This is a genomic window from uncultured Parasphingorhabdus sp. (genome assembly GCF_963677535.2).
In the GTDB taxonomy this organism is placed as follows: Bacteria; Pseudomonadota; Alphaproteobacteria; order Sphingomonadales; family Sphingomonadaceae; genus Parasphingorhabdus.
Genome location: NZ_CAXXUT010000001.1, coordinates 52,062 through 70,039, shown reverse-complemented (window position 1 = coordinate 70,039; position 17,978 = coordinate 52,062). Strand labels below are relative to the sequence as shown.

Below are 17,978 nucleotides of genomic sequence, written 5' to 3'. Positions count from 1 at the left end.
ATGGCTATCGGCCGTAATCGAGCGGAACCCGAGCCGGGTTCGTGCGTAATTTGATCAACATGAGGAGGAAATATGCTGCTCAGGAAAATCAAGACACCAGGTCTCTCCCATCTTTCCTATCTGGTCGGTTCCGGCGGCAAGGCCGCCGTGATCGATCCGCGACGGGACTGCGATATCTATCTCGAGACCGCGCGGGCCGAAGGCCTCGAAATCACCCATATCTTCGAGACCCATCGCAACGAGGATCTGGTCTCCGGCGCGCCGATACTGGCGAGTATGACCGGGGCCAGGGTCTTCCACGGCCCCAATGCGGCGGGTAACGTTGTTTATGCGAAGACCGCCCGTGAAGGCGATCGTTTCGAGATCGGGCAACTGGTGATCGAGGTTATCGAAACACCGGGCCATACCGACGATCATCTCGCCTTTGCCCTTTATGACAGCGAATATCCCGACGGCGCGGTCGGGGTGTTCACCGGAGACGCGCTGTTCGTGGGGGATGTCGGCCGCACCGATTTCTATCCGGACCGCAAACGGGAAGTTGCCGGGCTGCTGTTCGATTCCCTGGACAAAATTCTGGCGCTCGGTGATCAGGCGATCATCTATCCGGCCCATGGCGCCGGATCGGTCTGCGGATCGGGCATGGCGGAACGGGAATTTTCCACGGTCGGCCATGAACGCAAGAACAATCCCCGGCTACAAATCGCAGACCGCGACGTGTTTATCGAGGCCAAGATCAGCGAAAACCACTATCAGCCACCCTATTTCCGGCTGATGGAACGGCTCAATCTGGAAGGCGGAGAGCCGGCACCACGAGTGCTGAAGCCCAGAAACCTGAGCCTGTCCGAACTCGACGACCGCTCCGCGACCCACTGGATCGATGTGCGCGAGCCGATGGCTTATGCCTCGGGTCATTTCCCCGGGTCGATGAACCTGCCGGTCGGCATGATACCGGCTTTCGCCGGCTGGTTCGTCGGCGAGAAGGACAGCATATTGCTGATCGGTTCCGACGAAGGCCAGCTGGCCAGCGCGACAGAACATCTCGTGCGGATCGCGCTCGACAATATCCTTGGCGGCTATAGCGGCGTCGTTCCTGCGGCGGCGGCAGGCCAGAGCATGGAGCAAATCCCGATGATCGAGACGGAGGAAGTCAGGAAGCGGCTGGACGAGAGACGCGCCGACTGGACCCTGCTCGACGTGCGCGATGCGGATGAACGGAGTGAAGCGTCAATTGACGGCTCGCAGCATATCTATGCCGGTGAACTCAATGAAAGATGGCAGGAACTGGACAAGGCTCGCGCTTATACGTTGATGTGCGCCAGCGGCATGCGCGCAACCGTGGCCGCGGGCTGGCTGGCCAGTCGGGGATTTCAGAAGCTCGATATCTATCTTGGCTCGATGGGCGCCTGGAAAGCGGCACAGGCAAAGAGCTAGGACCTAATTCGCCGCCGGCTTACCGAAGGAGTGGAAGCTCTCGAAATGCTTTCGGGTTTGCGGGAGCACCGCTTCGCCCGCAAGTATTGTATCGAGATCCGCTTTGCTGTTCTGCCCTGTCCGGTCGACCATGACACCGACCATTTGCCAATCCGGAAATTCACGTCGCCGGATCTCGCGGCGATCATATATGACCATCCCGTCGTGGCGGCGGTCTGCTTCAATCGTCCCGATACACTGGTGGACATTGCGTCGGGGACCTTCCAGCACCTGCATGAAATTCAAGCCGTTGAACGCCAACAAGCCAGTAAGCCCGAGCCTGTCATTCCGATCATTGGCCTCGCTCAGGATATCCCGAAAGTCCACCTCGGTGAGCCCCGCACGCGCGGTACTGATGTAAGAAAGCGATGTCATCAATTCATTCGGCATGGCGTCACTCGCGTCCCCGTCTCACTAACCTGTATCCTGAAAATTCACGCTATCGGCATTTCACGCCGGTGGCTAGGCGCAAAATGGGAGCAAGCAGCGGACTCCAGAACCTGTGAAAGGTTGCAGCCTGTCCACCAGCAACCGGATCGCCGGGCAGCCGCTGTCCAGGCGGTCGACGGGCTATCCGGCAGGTGCCCGCGACAATTTGCTCACCGTGCTGGCGGTCGCCGTCAGGATATTATCCGCATTATAGACATGGCCTTCCATGAAGACAATTTTATAGCCCTCCTTGATCGACCAGCCTTCCACCCGCAGCTTGCCCGCCCGGGTCGGTTCCAGATATGTGGTTTTTATTTCCAGCGAAGAAAGGCCAACAACCTCGGGCTCGTGCAAAAACATAGCGTGACTCATGGCAGCATCCAGCATGGCAGTGACGAAGCCGCCCTGGACGATGTCGACCGAATGGCAATAGTCTTTTCCGATATCGAATTCGAACGTACAGGCGCGCTTCTTTGTGTCGAAATCCACCATTTTTCCGCCCAGCAGACGGATAAAACCGGGAGCTCCCCGATTGATCTTTTCAATGATTTTTTCTTTGTCTGTCATAATGTACTTCACGCCGGTCATTGCAGACGGCGCTCGAGTGTCTCCAGTAGATTTAAGCCATGGCGTCGATCAACCGCGACCGCACGCCGGTTAATAACAGAGGGTGGCCCGGTTTTCAGGCACCCCCTAGTTCACCCCGCGATCCTTGCCTTCCCAGTAAGGCGCGCGCAATTCACGGCGCAGGATTTTGCCCGAAGCATTTCTCGGCAGTTCCGGGATCACGTCGACCGTTTTCGGCACCTTGAACCCGGCAATCCGTTCCCGCGCCCAGGCGATGATGCTGTCAGTGTCGACCTCGCCGGCATCGGGTTTTGGCGAAACCACGGCTTTTACCGCTTCGCCCCATTTGGCATCGGGAATGCCGATCACCGCGACTTCATTGACCTGCGGATGGCCGAAGATCGCATTCTCGACTTCTGCCGGATAGACATTCTCGCCGCCGGAGATGATCATGTCCTTGACCCGGTCCTTGATGTAGAAATACCCATCCTCGTCCATCATCGCCGCATCGCCGGTGTAGAGCCAGCCCTCTTCGTCGATCGTCTCCGCCGTTTTCTCGGGATTGTTGAAATAATGCAGCATGTTGAGACCCGATCGGGTGGCGATTTCGCCGATCGTGCCCGGCGGAACTTCCTGGCGATTTTCGTCGACAATCTTCATTTCGACGCTCGGCAGGGGGATGCCGATACCGCGCATCCTTTCATTGCCATTGGGATCGTGATCCGCCGGCGGCAAAATGCAAATCGTGCCGGTGGTTTCGGTCATGCCATATTGCTGGCAGAACAAAGCCTGCGGCATGGTCTGGATACATTGGCGCAGCAGTTCCAGCGGGATCGGCGCGGCGCCATAGGTGATGCTGCGGACGGAAGAGAAATCCGTATCTTTCGCGCGCGGCCAGTTGACCAGCATCTGCAAGGCGGTCGGCACAAGGAAAAACTGGTTCAGCCCCTTGTCAATACAGTCGAGCACATGGTCCGGATGGAATTCGGGTATGACCATCATTGTCGCGCCATTGTAAAAGGCGATCGGTCCGATACCCGAACCGGCGATATGCGCGCAGGGCATAACCGCGAGCGTGCTGTCGCCCGGCTTCAGATCGATCCATGCATGGTCGGGATGATCCTCGACCAGCGGCCGCAGCTTGAACAGATTGTCGCTGGTCAGGACCGCACCCTTGGGATTGCCGGTCGTACCGGAAGTGTAAAGCTGGAGCACACCTTCCGCCGGATCGCACCGGGGCAAATCACCGGGCGCTGTGCTGGCGACAAAATCGGCAAGATTCGGCAGGTCGGTGCCGGATTTGGTGCATAGGATGGCCTTGATGCCGGGTGCTTCTTGCGCGGCCGTTTTGGCGGTTGCGGCAAATTCCGGTTCGCAGATCAGCAGCGGCGCACCCGTATCCTTCAGTACATAGGCAACTTCCGGTGCCGCAAGACGCCAGCCGATCGGCGCAATCACCATGCCGGCGCGACAGGCGGCGGCGAACAGGGTGAAATAGAGACCGCTATTCTTGCCCAGCCAGCAGATGCGGTCCCCCTTGGAAAGGCCCGCACCGATAAATGCCTGCGCATATTCGGTGACCCGCTTGTCGAGTTCGGCATAGCTGATCTGGCCGTCCGGATCGTCAATCGCGATATTATCTGGTGTCTGCGCGGCCCAATGGGCGATGGAAGACCCCATGCAGCGTCGTGTCTCAGTCATTTACCCGCTCCTTGTTACTTTGCATCCCTGTTAATCGTGCGATTAAGCCATGGCAAGGGGAACGGCGACAAGCCCCTCCTTTTCAGGGAACGGGTTGGGGTGGTGGCGATGTGACAGCATCGTTCGCGCAAGCGAATTGCGACGGAGCCTGTTGTGATTGAGAAAGGAGAACTTGTTTTCTGAAGGAGAGAAACCACCCCCAACCCCTCCTGTGAAAAGGAGGGGCTTAACCCTGCTTCCTGTACACCAAAGATATATTATTAGCCGGCATCTCGACCAGGCTTTCGCGGGTGAAGCCATTGCGCGCCGCCAGCGCGTCCATATCGGCGACATCGCGCAGGCCCCAGCGCAAATTGCGGCTCTTGAGGCTGCGTTCGAAGGCCAGATTGCCCGGTGCGGTTTCGATATCATCGCGCAAATAGGGGCCGTAGAGATAGAACGGCGCACCCGGCGCGAGCAGCTTGCCAGCTTTGTCAAACAGACCGATGCTCGATTCCCACGGACTGATATGAACCATATTGATGCACAGGATGGCTGCCACATTCTGCACGTCCCACTGCGGAGCCTGGGCGTCGAGTTGCAGCGGCGGCAAGATATTGCTGCTCCCTTCCCGCTCCGTCCAGGCGGTGATGGATTGGCAACAGGCCGGATCAGGATCGCTCGGCTGGAATGTCAGCTGGGGAAACGCCCGACCGAAATAGACCGCATGTTCGCCAGTGCCGCTGGCAATCTCCAGTATAAGGCCCCGCTCGGGCAGAATATCGCGCAGGACCGCAACGATCGCATCGCGGTTGCGCAGCGTTGCCGGCGCGTGCTTCTGTTCGTCCGGAGTCGACTCCGCGACTATCCAGGGTTTTGAATCAGTCATGATCTGTCCTCCGCTTCTATTGATTGGCGCCGCCAGATCGCGGCGAGGAAACTGCCGATGACCACGTGATAGACCGCGGATATCGCGGCCGGGACCGGCGCCAGGGCCGCCTGCATCGGGCTGGAAAATTGCGCGGCGAAGCTGGGCGTCGAGGCAAGGCTGGAGCCAAGACCGCTGTTCTGCATGCCGACCTCGATGCTGATCGTCCGGCGCTCCGCCACGCCGAGCCCCATCGCCCTGGTTATCAGATAGCCCAGCCCAAAGCCAAAGACGTGGAGCAGCAGGATCGCCAGCATCAGCACCCCGAAATGCCCCTCTATCAGCGTCTTGTTGTTGGCGATTATCCCGCCGACGATCAGCACGACGACGATGACCGAGGCTAGCGGCGAGACCACGGCGATCTTCTCCGTCGCCTTGGGTAGATAGCGGTTGAACAGCACGCCCGCGATCACCGGCAGCAATACGATCGAAACCATGTTGATGAACAGGCTCCACTGGTCGATTTCGACATATTTGCCGGCCAGCCATCCGGTCAGCACGGGTGTCGCGATCACCGCGATCAGGGTCGACGCCATGGTCATGCTCACCGACAGAGCGAGATTGGCATTGGCAAGATAGGCGACGACATTGGACGCCGTGCCGCCCGGACAGCAGGCGACCAGAATCAGGCCCACGGCAAGACCGGTCTCGAGGCCGAATATTGCGGCGGTGAAAATCCCGGCCAGCGGCATCACGGTAAATTGCAGGACCACGCCGGTGGTCACACAGCGCGGGATTTTGGCGATCCGCCTGAAATCATCGAAGGACAGGGTCAGACCCATGCCGAGCATGACCAACCCCAGCAGCACGCTGACCAACGGCTGGCCAAGCGGGCGAAAGCGGCCATCCACGACCCAGAGGAAATGCTCCGGCACAAACCATGCCCAGGCTGTCCCCAAAACTGTCCACAGGGCGAAGAGATTGGTCAGACGGTGGATCATGCTATTTTCCTCCCTGTCGCGAAGCGATGGGGAGGTGGCAGCCGGTACGGCTGACGGAGGGGCCCCTCCACCATCCTGCGGATGGTCCCCCTCCCCACGGCTGCGCCGCAGGGAGGATGATGTTATGCGAATATGTCAGACTTGCGCCCCCTCACTCCGCAGCCTGAGCAAATTCCACGTCTTCCGTCCACACCAATATCGGTTTGCGCGCAGCTCGCGTTTCGTCCAGCCGACGGCGCGGAGCAAAATGCGGCGCGCTTTTCAGCCTCTCGTCGCCCGCCTTGGCCCGCTCGGCCACCGAGCGGAAAGCGCCTATAAACTGGTCGATCGCCGCCTTGCTCTCGGTTTCGGTCGGCTCGACCAGCATGGCGCCGTGCACGACCAGCGGGAAATACATGGTCATCGGATGATAGCCCTCGTCGATCATGCCCTTGGCCAGATCGAGCGTCGTCAGCTCGTTGGTGAAGCCTTTGTCCGAGAACAATGCCTCGTGCATGCAGGGGCCGCTATGCGCAAAGGGTGCGTCGAGCACGTCCTCGAGGCTGCGCAGGATATAATTGGCATTGAGCACCGCATCTTCCGCCACCTGTTTGAGACCATCGGCGCCATGGCTGAGGATATAGGCCAGCGCGCGGGTGAACATGCCCATCTGGCCGTGGAAGGCACTCATGCGGCCGAACGTGTGCGGATGCCGGTCCTCGACCGTCTCTTCCTCGACCAGGGTGATATGGCCGTCCGCATGGCGCTCGGTAAAGGGCAGCGGGCCATATGGCGCCAGCGCTTCGGACAATACCACCGGACCGGAACCGGGACCGCCACCGCCATGCGGGGTGGAGAAGGTCTTGTGCAGATTGATGTGCATCGCGTCGATGCCGAGATCGCCCGGACGGACCTTGCCGACGATCGCGTTGAAATTCGCGCCGTCGCAATAAACGTAACCGCCAGCGGCATGGACCGCGTCGGAAATCGCCTTCATGTCCGGTTCGAACAGGCCGCAGGTATTGGGGTTGGTGATCATCACCCCTGCAACATCAGGTCCCAGACGCGCCTTGAGCGCCTCCAGATCAACCCGACCCGCAGCGTTGGCCGGAATATCCTCGACCTTGTAGCCGGCAAAAGCGGCGGTCGCCGGATTGGTGCCATGGGCGCTTTCCGGCACCAGGATCACTTCGCGGGCATCACCGCGCGCTTCCAGCGCCGCCCGGATGCAGAGTATGCCGCAAAGCTCGCCATGCGCGCCCGCTTTCGGCGTCATCGCCACGCCGTGCATGCCGGTCAGCTTGATCAGCCAGACGGCCAATTCGTTGATCACGCCCAATGCCCCCTGCACGCTGTCCACCGGCTGCAGCGGATGGATATCGGCAAAGCCCTTGAGCCGCGCCATTTTTTCGTTGAGCCGCGGATTATGCTTCATGGTGCAGCTGCCGAGCGGGAACAGACCGACGTCGATCGCGTAATTCTGGCGGCTGAGTCTTGTATAGTGGCGGATTGTTTCGCCTTCCGACAGGCCGGGAATGGCCATCGGGGCCTCGCGTTCGAGGCCGCCGAGGCGGCTTTCGACCGGCGGCGCCTCGGGCAAGTCAACGCCGCTGCGATCCGGCGAACCGATTTCGAAAATCAGCGGTTCATCGACCATCAGCGCGCGGTTGCCGGTGTGGGTGGTGATGGAGCCAGTGTCGGTCATCTGCAGATTGTCTTCCTGTCTGGTCGGACGGCCTTCGGATAGCATGCTCATGACAGCGCTCCTTCCAGAGCGGTCGCGAATTGCTCGAGCTCTTCCTCGGTCGATGTTTCGGTCACCGCGACAAGCAATCCGTGCGCGAGTGGCGTGACCTCCGGATAAAGGCGTCCGAGAGACACGCCGGCCAATATTCTCTGGTCGGCAAGCTTACGCACCAACGGCCGAGAATCGGCATCAAGAACCAGCGTGAATTCGTTGAAAAAACTGTCATTCAACAGCTTCACGCCATCGATCTGCGACAGCCGGTCCGCTGCCTGCACCGCCTTTTTATGGTTGAGCATGGCCAGTTCGCGCAGCCCTTTCTCGCCGAGCAAGGTCATGTGCGCCGAGAAAGCCAAGGCGCACAGGCCGCTGTTGGTGCAGATATTGGACGTCGCTTTCTCGCGACGGATATGCTGCTCGCGGGTGGAGAGCGTCAGCACGAAGCCGCGCTTGCCTTCGGCATCGACGGTCTCGCCGCACAGCCGGCCGGGCATCTGCCGGACATATTTCTGCTTGCAGCCGAACAGGCCGACATAAGGACCGCCGAATTGCAGGCCGACGCCGAGAGACTGGCCTTCGCCGACCACGATATCGGCATCCATTTCGCCGGGTGACTTGATCGCTCCGAGAGCCACCGGTTCGGTGACCACGGCGATCAGCAGCGCTTTGTGCTTGTGCGCTTTTTCCGCGATGGCGGAGAGATCGCCGATGCGGCCCAATATATCGGGATATTGTACGACAACGCAGCTGGTCTGGTCATCGATCTGGTCAAGCATGGATTGACCATCCGTGGCTGCGTCAAGCGTCGGCGCCTGGTAGGACAGATCGTCCTTGGTAAAACGGGCCATGGTTTTGGCCACTGAAACATAATGCGGATGCAGGCCAGACGACAGGATTGCCTTGCCACGCTTGGTAATCCGGCGGGCCATCACAATCGCTTCCCAGCAAGCGGTCGAGCCGTCGTACATCGAGGCATTGGCGACGTCGACGCCGAACAGGCGCGCGACCTGGGTCTGGAATTCGAACAGGGTCTGCAGCGTGCCCTGCGCGATCTCCGGCTGATAGGGCGTGTAGGCGGTCAGAAACTCCCCGCGCTGGATGATATGGTCGACGCTGGCCGGGACATGGTGGCGATAGGCTCCCGCCCCGAGGAAGAAGGGCATGTCACCAGCCGCATGGTTCTTGCGGGCCAGCGCCTTCATATGCGCTTCCACCGCCATCTCGCCGGCGTGCATCGGCAGGCCCTCGATCGGACCATCCAGCCGGGCTTCTTCCGGTACGTCAACGAACAGATCATCGATCGATTGCGCGCCGATCTTAGACAGCATCGACTGCCGGTCGTCGGGAGTCAGCGGGAGATAACGCATAGGGTCTTCCTTCACTTTGACTCCTCCTTTTCAAAGGAGGGGTTGGAGTGGTTTCGTGCCGCCAATCGGCATCGGGAGCGATGCTGGATCATCGCCACCACCCCTCGATCCCCTCCTCTGAAGAGGAGGGGGAAACCATTACAGATTGTCGACGAACGCCTTATAGGCCTTTTCGTCCATCAGGTCGCTGAGCTCGTCCTTGTCCGACAGTGTCAGCCGGAAAAACCAGCCGTCTTCTTCGGCTGACGAATTGACCAGGCCGGGCTCGTCTTCCAGCGCTTCGTTGACTTCGACCACTTCGCCGGAAACCGCCGCATAGACGTCGGATGCGGCTTTTACCGATTCAACCACGGCGGCATCATCGCCCTGTGCCAGTTCGCTGCCGACTTCCGGTACTTCGACAAACACGATGTCGCCCAGCTGTTCCTGTGCATAGTCGGTGATACCGACGGTCGCCGTGTCGCCTTCGACGTCGACCCATTCATGTTCATCGGTAAAATATCGGCTCATCGTCTTGTCCTTTTCTGATAATATTATGGCTTGGTTTTGCGGTGATAATTATGCGGTACAAAGGGCATGTCGGCGACGGTGCAGGCGATTTTCTTGCCCCGCTGTTCGACGGTAATGGCGGTACCGGTCGCGGACAGCTCCATCGGCACATAGGCCATGGCAATCGGACGCTGCAGCGTCGGGGAGAATCCGCCACTGGTAACCTTACCGATGGTCTCTCCCGCGTCGTTTACGACCGTGGCGCCTTCGCGGACCGGCTGGCGACCATCAACGAACAGACCGATGCGTTTCATCGCCGCCTTGTCCGGATATTGCGCGAGCACGCGTTCGGCACCGGCAAAATCCCCCTCTTCCCGCCGCGCCTTTGACAAAGCGAAGTTCAGACTGGCCTCGACCGGCAATATATCGGCATTCATGTCATGACCGTAAAGCGGCAGTCCAGCTTCGAGACGAAGACTGTCGCGCGCACCCAGCCCGATCGGGCGGACCTCCTCCAGCTCGGTAAGGGCCGTGGCCAGCGTCACCGCATGTTCTGCCGGCACGCTGATTTCAAAGCCGTCTTCGCCGGTATAGCCCGATCGGCTGATCCCGAGCGGAATGCCGTTCCAGAGAAATGGCCCGGCTTCCATGAAATAGAGATCGGTTGGCAGCGGCCAGTCTGGCTCGAACGGATCGATACCCAGTTTCGCCAGCGCACCTTCGGCCTTGGGCCCCTGCAACGCCAATAAGGCAGCGTCTTCGAGATGGCTGAGTGTCAGACTGTCCGGCAATTGTTCGCGCAAATAGGCAATATCATCATGTTTGGTCGCGCCATTGACCACCAGATAGAGATTGTGGCCGGTGTTGGTGACCATCAGATCGTCCAATATCCCGCCATCCGGCGCGAGCAGCAATGTGTAACGGATCTTGCCCGGAGCCAGCGCCGAGAGATTGCCCGGCGTGATCCGCTCCAGCGCGTCGGCAGCGCCCTCGCCCGTCAGCTGTAGCTGGCCCATGTGCGACACGTCGAACAGCCCCGCTTCGGTCCGGGTCCAGATATGTTCGGCCATGACGCCTTCATATTGCACCGGCATTTCATAGCCGGCGAAGGGCACCATCCGCGCACCATGGCCACGATGCCAGTCGTCAAGTGGCAATTGCTTCAGATTCTGGGTATTTTCACTCATGATATTTCCGCTCAAACAAAAGACAGCCCGCAGCAAAGCCCTGCAAAACTGCCCCCTCTGTCACGGAACCTGAGAGTTTCATCCTCCTTCGCCAAGGCTTCGACGGACAGGTCCGCCATCGCGATCGCGAAAAGGATTTACCCCTTCGGTGGAGCGCCGGTCGTTGGGACCATCCGCCCTCTTTCCAGAGTGCCCGAGAGATTATCGCGGTCCAGGGGCCTGAGAGTTTCCGGGGCGGTTGCTCCTTCGGCGGCTTTTCTGTCCAGTGAGACAGCAAAACGCTCTCCCGCAATATCTCATGACCGTCGCCCGGAGGTTTCGATCAAAAAGCAGATTGAAGAGTGGATGACCAGCCGCAGGGAGTCAATGATTCTGTTGTGCGCTGCAGTATTTTCAGCCCGGGCTAAACCATTTTCCAGATCGCGTCATTTTCGTGCACGAACAGGCCCGGCCCATTTTCCGCCATCAGCACGATGATCGCGTCGGCGACATCGCTCGCCAAAATCGAGCGGTAGCGGCGGAGTTTGCCGTGGAGCAGCATATCCATCACCGGACTGGCGGCGATGGCAAGGCGTTCGCCCAGGCGGTTGTCATTCTTACGTTCTCCGCGCAGCAGGCCGGGGCGGATGATGTCGAGCCGTTCGAATTTCTGCGCGCGCATCAGGTCTTCGGCTTCTCCTTTGGTTTTCAGATAGAAACTGGAAGCGCTGCTGTCCGCCATGGTAGAGGATATAGCAATGAACTGACGTGCCCCGGCCGCCTTGGCCGCTGCTGCCACAGCGCCGACCAGATCGCGATCGACTGCGGCAAATTCTTCCTTCGACCCGGCCTTTTTCATTGTTGAACCGAGGCAGGATATCACAATATCGGCTTTGATCTTTGCTATCGTCGCTGGCCAGTTTTCCTGCAGCTGGACATGGATTTTCGCCTTACCCACATCCTCGCGATAGGGCCGCCGGAGCAGCAGATGGAGACTCTTGTCCCTCCCCTGCCCGACCAGCTTGCGAGTCAGCAGTCCGCCGATCAGGCCGGTAGCACCGACAATGAGGATTTTTTCAGCCATGGACAGGGTCTCCGCATATTGTCCGTTGATATGGTGTCATAGCAGCCAAGGCAGCTATCCAAACCCATTTTTGGGCGGCTCAACCGATTGGCTTGGCCCCGGCCTTCGCCAGGCGGACAAATCAACCCGTACCGGGCCGCTCGCCGAAAATCTCGGCGTGCCGGTTGCGGGCATAGCGATCGGTCATGCCGGCGAGAAAATCGGCGATATGGCGGATTCGGTCCGGTTCTACCTCCGGCAGCGCCGCGGCCCAGCTTTGCGGCATCAGTTCCGGTTGTTCACGATAGGCTTGGACCAGATCGCCGACCATCATCTTTCCTTCTTCCGCCGCCGCCATCTGCTTCGGGTGATGATAGAGATTTTCATACATGAAGCGTTTCAGCCGGCGTTCCTTGTCCGCCATCGCGTCGGAAAAACCGCCGATCATCTGCCCCGCCTGCCGGACATCCTCGGGCGTCTTGATACCGAGCCGGTCGATCCGAGCCTGCGTTGTTTCCAGCACATCATTGGCCATCAAGCCGATCTGGTCACGGATCAGTTCCGGCAATAACCGTTCCTGAGAAACGTCGGGAAAACGGTTGCAAAGGGCCTGCCAGCGCTCCGCAATAAAGGGCAGTTCCAGCAGCTGGTCGAGCGTCAGCAGGCCGGCTCGCATCCCGTCATCAATATCATGATTGTCATAAGCGATATCGTCGGCAATCGCGGCAATCTGCGCCTCCAGCGACGGCCAGCTGTCGAGATCGAGATCCATCGCAGCATTGGCCTCGGCAAGCGCCCAGGTCGGTTCGGCGACCGGGCCATTATGTTTGGCGAGGCCCTCGAGCATTTCCCATGTCAGATTGAGACCGTCCCAGCGGGGATAAGGTGTTTCCAGCCTGATCAATGTCCGGATGGTTTGCGCATTATGGTCGAAACCGCCAAAATCCGCTAAAGCTTCCTCCAGCGCATCTTCGCCGGCATGGCCGAAAGGCGGATGGCCGATATCATGGGCAAGGCAGAGCGCTTCGGTAAGATCCTCGTTCAACCCCAGCGCCCGCGCCATGGTCCGGCCGATCTGCGCGACTTCCAGACTATGGGTTAGACGGACACGATAATGGTCGCCGTCCGGCGCGACAAAGACCTGGGTCTTGTGGCGCAGGCGGCGGAAGGAAATACTGTGAATGATCCGGTCGCGATCGCGCTGGAAATCATCGCGCGGACCGCGTGTCACTTCGCGTTTTTCATCGTGCAAACGGCCCCGGCTGTACGCGGGGTAGCTGGCATAGCTTTTCCGCTGGATCATTTGGTCAGCTCGTTAACCTCGACGCCATCGGCACTCGCCCAGGCAAAGCCGTCGCCGCCATCCTTGCGGTAATCCGCTTCAAAGGCCTTGGCCGCCTTGAAATCGGCAAATGGTCCGACCACCAGCCGGCGGGTGCGACCCCAAGGCGACGTCCAGGCCTTCCTGTCCTTGAACAGTTCGGGCTGTTTTTTCGTCATCCGCCGGAAGTCGAATTTCAGCGCATCGAGATTTGACCCCGTAGCAATCTGCACCCAATAGCGTTTCGGATGCTCCGGTTCTTTCGGTTTGGCCGGTGTTTTCTCTACCGGCTTGGCGACAATCTTAGGCTGCGGCTTGGCGGGCTCGATTTCATCGAGATCGACGGGAACAACCGAGGTTCTGGTCTCGCGATCGGGTATGTCGATGCCGCTGATTATATCTGCAAGAGGTCGCGATGCCGGGGCGGCCGATGCTGTTTCAATCGGTGTGGACCGCTGTTGTGCCAGATCGAAATTGACCAGATTAATCGGTCCGCCAGCCTGATTTTGTCCGGCGGGAGGACTGTCTTCTGGCTGCTGAACGGTGGCAGCGGCCGGTTGTCGACCAGCGATTTCAACCTTGCGTTCGACGGTTTGTGACACCAGCACCGGCGGCTGGCTGACGCCAAGCGTGGTAGCAAAGCCGGGAGTAAAAGACTGTGTTTCCGTCTTGATTTCAGCGGCCTGCACCGGTTCGGGTTTCACGGTCTCGACCGGATCCGGCTTTACAGGCAAGGGCTCAGGGGCCGGATTGCTGCTCGCAAAAGTCTGCGAACGGGCTGCACTGGCAGGTGCCGGTGTCGCCGCCGCTATCAGGGTCGCTGACCGGGATTCTTTTTTCTTCGCGGCGCGTTTCGTTTCACGCTCCGAAGCTCTGCGCTCCGCTGCACCGGGGCGACGGCGGGGCGACTTGTCGGGCATGGCCAGCACGCGCGGGCGCTTGACATCAGTGCCGAGTGCCTCGCCAACCGGGATCAGGCCTGCATCGACAGCGCCGGCATTTTCGGCAAGCTGACTGGACGCCAGCTGCACCGCCGCGACATCGACTCCGATATTCTCGCTCGCCGGGAAATGGCCGAAATGGACCGCGGCCGCCTTTTGCGCAGCCGTCAGTTTGGACATGCGATCAAAAAAGGGTTTGATGGCCTTTGCCATGCGCCGTTCCATCGTCTGTTCGACGATATCTTCTGCTTCTTTTTTCTTGCCGTTCATGGCGTAGATGAAGGCCCGGTTGCGCCAGGCATCGCGGTCGCTTTTCTGCAGCAGCGGATTGAGCTGCGCATCGGCCCGGTCGACATCACCGCTAATCCCCAGCGACACCGCATAGCGGCCAACCAGTTCATCACTGGTGTCGTAGCGCAAGGCCAGTTCGTAATCTTGCTGGGCTTCGCGATTGCGGCCGATCAGGTCATAGGCAAGACCGCGATCGGCGGCGATTTCCCTCGGCGGGATGCCATTGGCGACCGCCTGATCAAAATAGCGGATTGCACCAAACGGATTTTCCTCCGCCAGCAACGCCCGGCCAAGGCCCACTTTGACGCGGCCGCTGGTTGAGTATATCTGGTCTGCCTTGGCCAGGAAGCCGATCGCCGCGCGCATATCGCCGAGTTCGAGAGCGGCCAGCCCGGCATCGGCCAGCGCCGAGGAATCATTGGAATTGATCGCAATCCGGCGCAGCGCATCCTGCAGGTTGTCGCTGTTCGACTGGGCGCTGGATTGAGCAAAAACGGGCAGCTGCGGCACGGCCGCGCTTGCCAGAGCGGCCGATACGGCCAGTAAAATTTTCAATTTCTGATTCACAAGATATATAAAGGAACGATTGCGCATGAAATCAATCGTTCCTGCATTCCGGCAAGGCCAATGGTGGCACGCGAAAGACAAACTCCCTCGCGATGCCCCATCAGTCGATCAGACAGTCTGGCGAGAACCGGAATCTACTGGTTGTTCTGCCGGTTCAGAAAGCGCGGGATGTCGAGCGGATCACGGGACTTGTCATCCTCGCCATCATCGGCGTCATCGCCTTTTGATCCGCCACGGGTCAGATTGGACATCCGCTCGAACAGCGTCCCGCCACTGGTCGCCACGCGCGGCGCAGGTGGTGCCTGGCGTGCTGCCGGTGCGGCGTCTTCGTCGGCCGGCTGGATGGCATCATCGCCCAGAATCAATTCATCCTCTTCCGGCGCTGCGCTTTTCGAGGCAATCCCCGGCGTCAACGAAGCAAAGGATGGCGTGACACTGAGATCATCGTCGTCACCGTAGGTTGCGACCGGCGCGGGCGAAGCCTCCGGCTCCGCTGCTGTTTCGACTTCCGGTTCCGGCTCCTGATCGGGAACCGGTGCCGAGGCGATTTCCGCTTCCTGCGCGGCTTCTTCGACGTCATCGTCGCTGGCTATGGACGAAGCAAAGCTGGACGGCGCAGACGTATCTTCCGTCTTCGCAGCCGGGCTGCCCATGGCAAAAGATGTCGATGGCGACGAAGAGGAGCGAACGCCGTCATTGTCGATGCCGGTGGCAACGACGGATACGCGGATACGCCCGTCGAGATTCGGGTTAAACGCGCTACCCCAGATGATATTGGCGTCCGGGTCGACCAGTTCGCGAATATGATTGGCAGCTTCGTCGACCTCCATCAGGCGCATGTCCTCGCCGCCGGTGATCGAAACGATAACGCCCTTGGCGCCCTGCATCGACACGCCGTCGAGCAAGGGATTGGCAATGGCTTTCTCCGCGGCTTCCAGCGCACGTCCGTCGCCTTCCGCTTCGCCGGTGCCCATCATCGCCTGCCCCATTTCGTGCATCACGCTGCGCACATCGGCAAAGTCGAGGTTGATCAGGCCCGGCATGACCATCAGGTCGGTAATGCCGCGAACGCCCTGTTGCAGCACTTCGTCAGCGAGCAGAAAGGCTTCCTTGAAAGTGGTATTCGGATTGGCAACAAGGAACAGATTCTGGTTCGGAATGACGATCAGCGTGTCGACATTCTTCTGCAACTCTTCGATACCCGCTTCGGCAGCCTTCATCCGGCGCGTGCCCTCGAAAGTGAAGGGCTTGGTCACCACGCCGACGGTCAGGATGCCGCGGTCACGGGCCGCCTTGGCAATCACCGGAGCGGCGCCGGTACCGGTGCCGCCGCCCATGCCGGCAGCGATGAAACACATATGCGTGCCTTCCAGCGCCTGCTCGACCAGATCGATCGTTTCTTCGGCGGCTGCGCGACCGACTTCGGGACGCGATCCGGCACCCAGGCCCTGGGTAATATCAGGACCAAGCTGGATCCGCCGTTCGGCGGTAGAACTGTTCAGCGATTGTGCATCGGTGTTGCTGACGATGAAATCAACGCCTTCGACCTGTGCAGCAATCATGTTGGCAATCGCATTGCCCCCGGCACCGCCGACACCGATAACCGCAATTTTCGGCTTCAGTTCTTCGACTTCTGGTGGGCCAATATTGATACTCATCTCACTGTCTCCCGAGACATTTTATCGTGCTGTAATATTTGTTTAACGCTTTGCACAAATTTCCCGCAGGAATCACCCGAAAAGTAAATTTTTTTTGTCAAATTACTAAAAATTTCCGCGAATAGCCGACATCAGCCGTCCGATTACTGCTGATCCGCCATATTTGTGAACATTCTGGTGGCTTCTCGCCATGTAACGCAAGTCAACCGGCTCCTGCGACGCATAGAGCGCAAGCCCGGCCAGACCGGCAAATGCGGGACCGCTATGCGCTTCAGGCAGCGCGCTCAGCCCGGACGGGCGACCGATGCGCACCGTGCGGCCCAGCGCCGACTGGGCATAGTCGGCAATACCCTTGAGTTCGGCACCACCGCCGGTCAGCACGACCTGACGACCGACCGGGCCGGTGAATCCCAGTTCCTTGAGGGAGCGACCGATTTCACCGATCAGATGATCGAGCCGCTGGCGGATCACCGCGATCAGCTGGGCCCGGGTGATCCGGCCGTCTTCGTCACCCGCCTCACCATTGTCGTCGAGTCCCTGATTGATCACGTCATGATTGTCGCGCGGGCTGGTGGTGGCCGAGCCGTAGAAACATTTGATCCGCTCCGCCTGCGCGCGCCGCAGGCCGAAAGACGAGGCAATATCATCGGTTATATCGGCCGCACCATAAGGCAATGTCGTCAGGCCGACCAGCATGCCGCCGGCGAACAGCGAGACATTGGTCACTTCCGCCCCCATTTCGACCAGCGCCACCCCCAGTTCGCGTTCCTCGGTCGAAAGACAGGCGTTGCCAACCGCAATCGGCGAGGCAACAATCGATCTGACATTGAGATGCGCGCCACGCACGCTCATCTCGATATTGCGAACCGGCGAGGCTTCGGCGAGGATGACATGGATATCCACGCCAAGGCGATCAGCGTGCAGACCTTTCGGTTTCTTGACGCCGTTCAGCCCGTCGAGCGTATAGAGCGCAGGCTGTGCGTGCAGCACCATCTTGCCCTTGGGATCGATGCTGTTGCGACCGGCATCAAGCAGCAGATCGATATCATCCTGCTCGATCCGGTGACCGCCCAGTTCGGTCTCGACCGAGGTCAGCATGCTCTGCAGCCCGCCGGCCGAGAAGCTGACCCAGACATCGTCAATATTGGTGCCGGCAATGCGCTCGGCCTGTTCCACCGCCGCCCTGACGTCGGTTTCGGTGGTCTCGGTATCGGCGATATAACCCCGCTTCACACCCTTGCTGGCATGATGGCCGGTGCCCAATACGGTCAGTTCGCCATTGTCCATCCGCCCGGCTATCATCGCCGAAATTTTCGACGAGCCGATATCCAGAGATGTGAAGATTTTTTCTACCCGTGCCGCCATCAGCCTATTCCT

At 59.7% G+C, this 17,978-nt stretch carries 15 protein-coding genes and 1 riboswitch; of the genes, 1 reads left to right on the top strand and 14 read right to left on the bottom strand.

Annotation, left to right across the window (positions count from 1 at the left end; genetic code table 11):
• Positions 1-72 precede the first annotated feature (72 nt).
• The gene (locus ACHZCJ_RS00390; protein WP_321322892.1) at positions 73-1,431 is read left to right on the top strand and encodes an MBL fold metallo-hydrolase; all 1,359 of its coding nucleotides are present in this window, start codon (positions 73-75) and stop codon (positions 1,429-1,431) included.
• A gap of 3 nt (positions 1,432-1,434) precedes the next feature.
• On the opposite strand, the gene ACHZCJ_RS00385 is transcribed toward ACHZCJ_RS00390, so the two are convergent.
• The 14 genes from ACHZCJ_RS00385 to ftsA form a co-directional block, all read right to left on the bottom strand.
• Complete coding sequence (locus tag ACHZCJ_RS00385) at positions 1,435-1,860, bottom strand: BLUF domain-containing protein (protein ID WP_321322891.1); 426 nt, start codon at positions 1,858-1,860, stop codon at positions 1,435-1,437.
• A gap of 180 nt (positions 1,861-2,040) precedes the next feature.
• Positions 2,041-2,466, bottom strand: a complete 426-nt coding sequence (locus ACHZCJ_RS00380) for a PaaI family thioesterase (RefSeq protein ID WP_321322889.1) — start codon at positions 2,464-2,466, stop codon at positions 2,041-2,043.
• Positions 2,467-2,592: 126 nt separating this feature from the next.
• Positions 2,593-4,167, bottom strand: coding sequence for a long-chain-fatty-acid--CoA ligase (locus tag ACHZCJ_RS00375; protein WP_321322887.1), 1,575 nt, complete (start codon positions 4,165-4,167; stop codon positions 2,593-2,595).
• 226 nt (positions 4,168-4,393) lie between these two features.
• On the bottom strand, positions 4,394-5,035 hold the full coding sequence (locus tag ACHZCJ_RS00370; RefSeq protein WP_321322885.1) for a DUF938 domain-containing protein: 642 nt from the start codon (positions 5,033-5,035) through the stop codon (positions 4,394-4,396).
• Complete coding sequence (locus ACHZCJ_RS00365; RefSeq protein ID WP_321322883.1) at positions 5,032-6,015, bottom strand: bile acid:sodium symporter family protein; 984 nt, start codon at positions 6,013-6,015, stop codon at positions 5,032-5,034. The genes ACHZCJ_RS00370 and ACHZCJ_RS00365 overlap by 4 nt, the downstream gene beginning before the upstream one ends.
• Positions 6,016-6,166: 151 nt before the next feature.
• Complete coding sequence (gene gcvPB / locus ACHZCJ_RS00360; protein WP_321322881.1) at positions 6,167-7,750, bottom strand: aminomethyl-transferring glycine dehydrogenase subunit GcvPB; 1,584 nt, start codon at positions 7,748-7,750, stop codon at positions 6,167-6,169.
• Positions 7,747-9,105 carry an aminomethyl-transferring glycine dehydrogenase subunit GcvPA gene (gcvPA, locus tag ACHZCJ_RS00355; RefSeq protein ID WP_159643848.1) on the bottom strand — a complete coding sequence of 453 codons (1,359 nt, stop codon included), beginning with the start codon at positions 9,103-9,105 and terminating at the stop codon, positions 7,747-7,749. The genes gcvPB and gcvPA overlap by 4 nt, the downstream gene beginning before the upstream one ends.
• 138 nt (positions 9,106-9,243) lie before the next feature.
• Complete coding sequence (gcvH, locus tag ACHZCJ_RS00350) at positions 9,244-9,615, bottom strand: glycine cleavage system protein GcvH (protein ID WP_159643850.1); 372 nt, start codon at positions 9,613-9,615, stop codon at positions 9,244-9,246.
• A 23-nt stretch (positions 9,616-9,638) separates the two neighbouring features.
• Positions 9,639-10,781 carry a glycine cleavage system aminomethyltransferase GcvT gene (gcvT, locus tag ACHZCJ_RS00345; RefSeq protein WP_321322879.1) on the bottom strand — a complete coding sequence of 381 codons (1,143 nt, stop codon included), beginning with the start codon at positions 10,779-10,781 and terminating at the stop codon, positions 9,639-9,641.
• Between the two features lie 197 nt (positions 10,782-10,978).
• A riboswitch (glycine riboswitch) is annotated at positions 10,979-11,080 on the bottom strand.
• A gap of 104 nt (positions 11,081-11,184) precedes the next feature.
• Positions 11,185-11,844 (bottom strand): NAD(P)H-binding protein, encoded by a 660-nt coding sequence (locus ACHZCJ_RS00340; RefSeq protein WP_321322876.1) that lies wholly within the window; start codon positions 11,842-11,844, stop codon positions 11,185-11,187.
• 121 nt (positions 11,845-11,965) lie between these two features.
• A complete protein-coding gene (locus ACHZCJ_RS00335) occupies positions 11,966-13,126 on the bottom strand; it encodes a deoxyguanosinetriphosphate triphosphohydrolase (RefSeq protein ID WP_321322874.1) in 1,161 nt (386 codons plus the stop codon).
• Entirely contained in the window at positions 13,123-14,931 is a 1,809-nt protein-coding gene (locus ACHZCJ_RS00330) for an SPOR domain-containing protein (RefSeq protein ID WP_321322873.1), read from the bottom strand. The genes ACHZCJ_RS00335 and ACHZCJ_RS00330 overlap by 4 nt, the downstream gene beginning before the upstream one ends.
• 146 nt (positions 14,932-15,077) lie before the next feature.
• The gene (gene ftsZ, locus ACHZCJ_RS00325) at positions 15,078-16,601 is read right to left on the bottom strand and encodes a cell division protein FtsZ (RefSeq protein WP_159643860.1); all 1,524 of its coding nucleotides are present in this window, start codon (positions 16,599-16,601) and stop codon (positions 15,078-15,080) included.
• Positions 16,602-16,706: 105 nt separating this feature from the next.
• Positions 16,707-17,966, bottom strand: a complete 1,260-nt coding sequence (gene ftsA / locus ACHZCJ_RS00320) for a cell division protein FtsA (protein ID WP_321322870.1) — start codon at positions 17,964-17,966, stop codon at positions 16,707-16,709.
• Between the last annotated feature and the right edge of the window lie 12 nt (positions 17,967-17,978).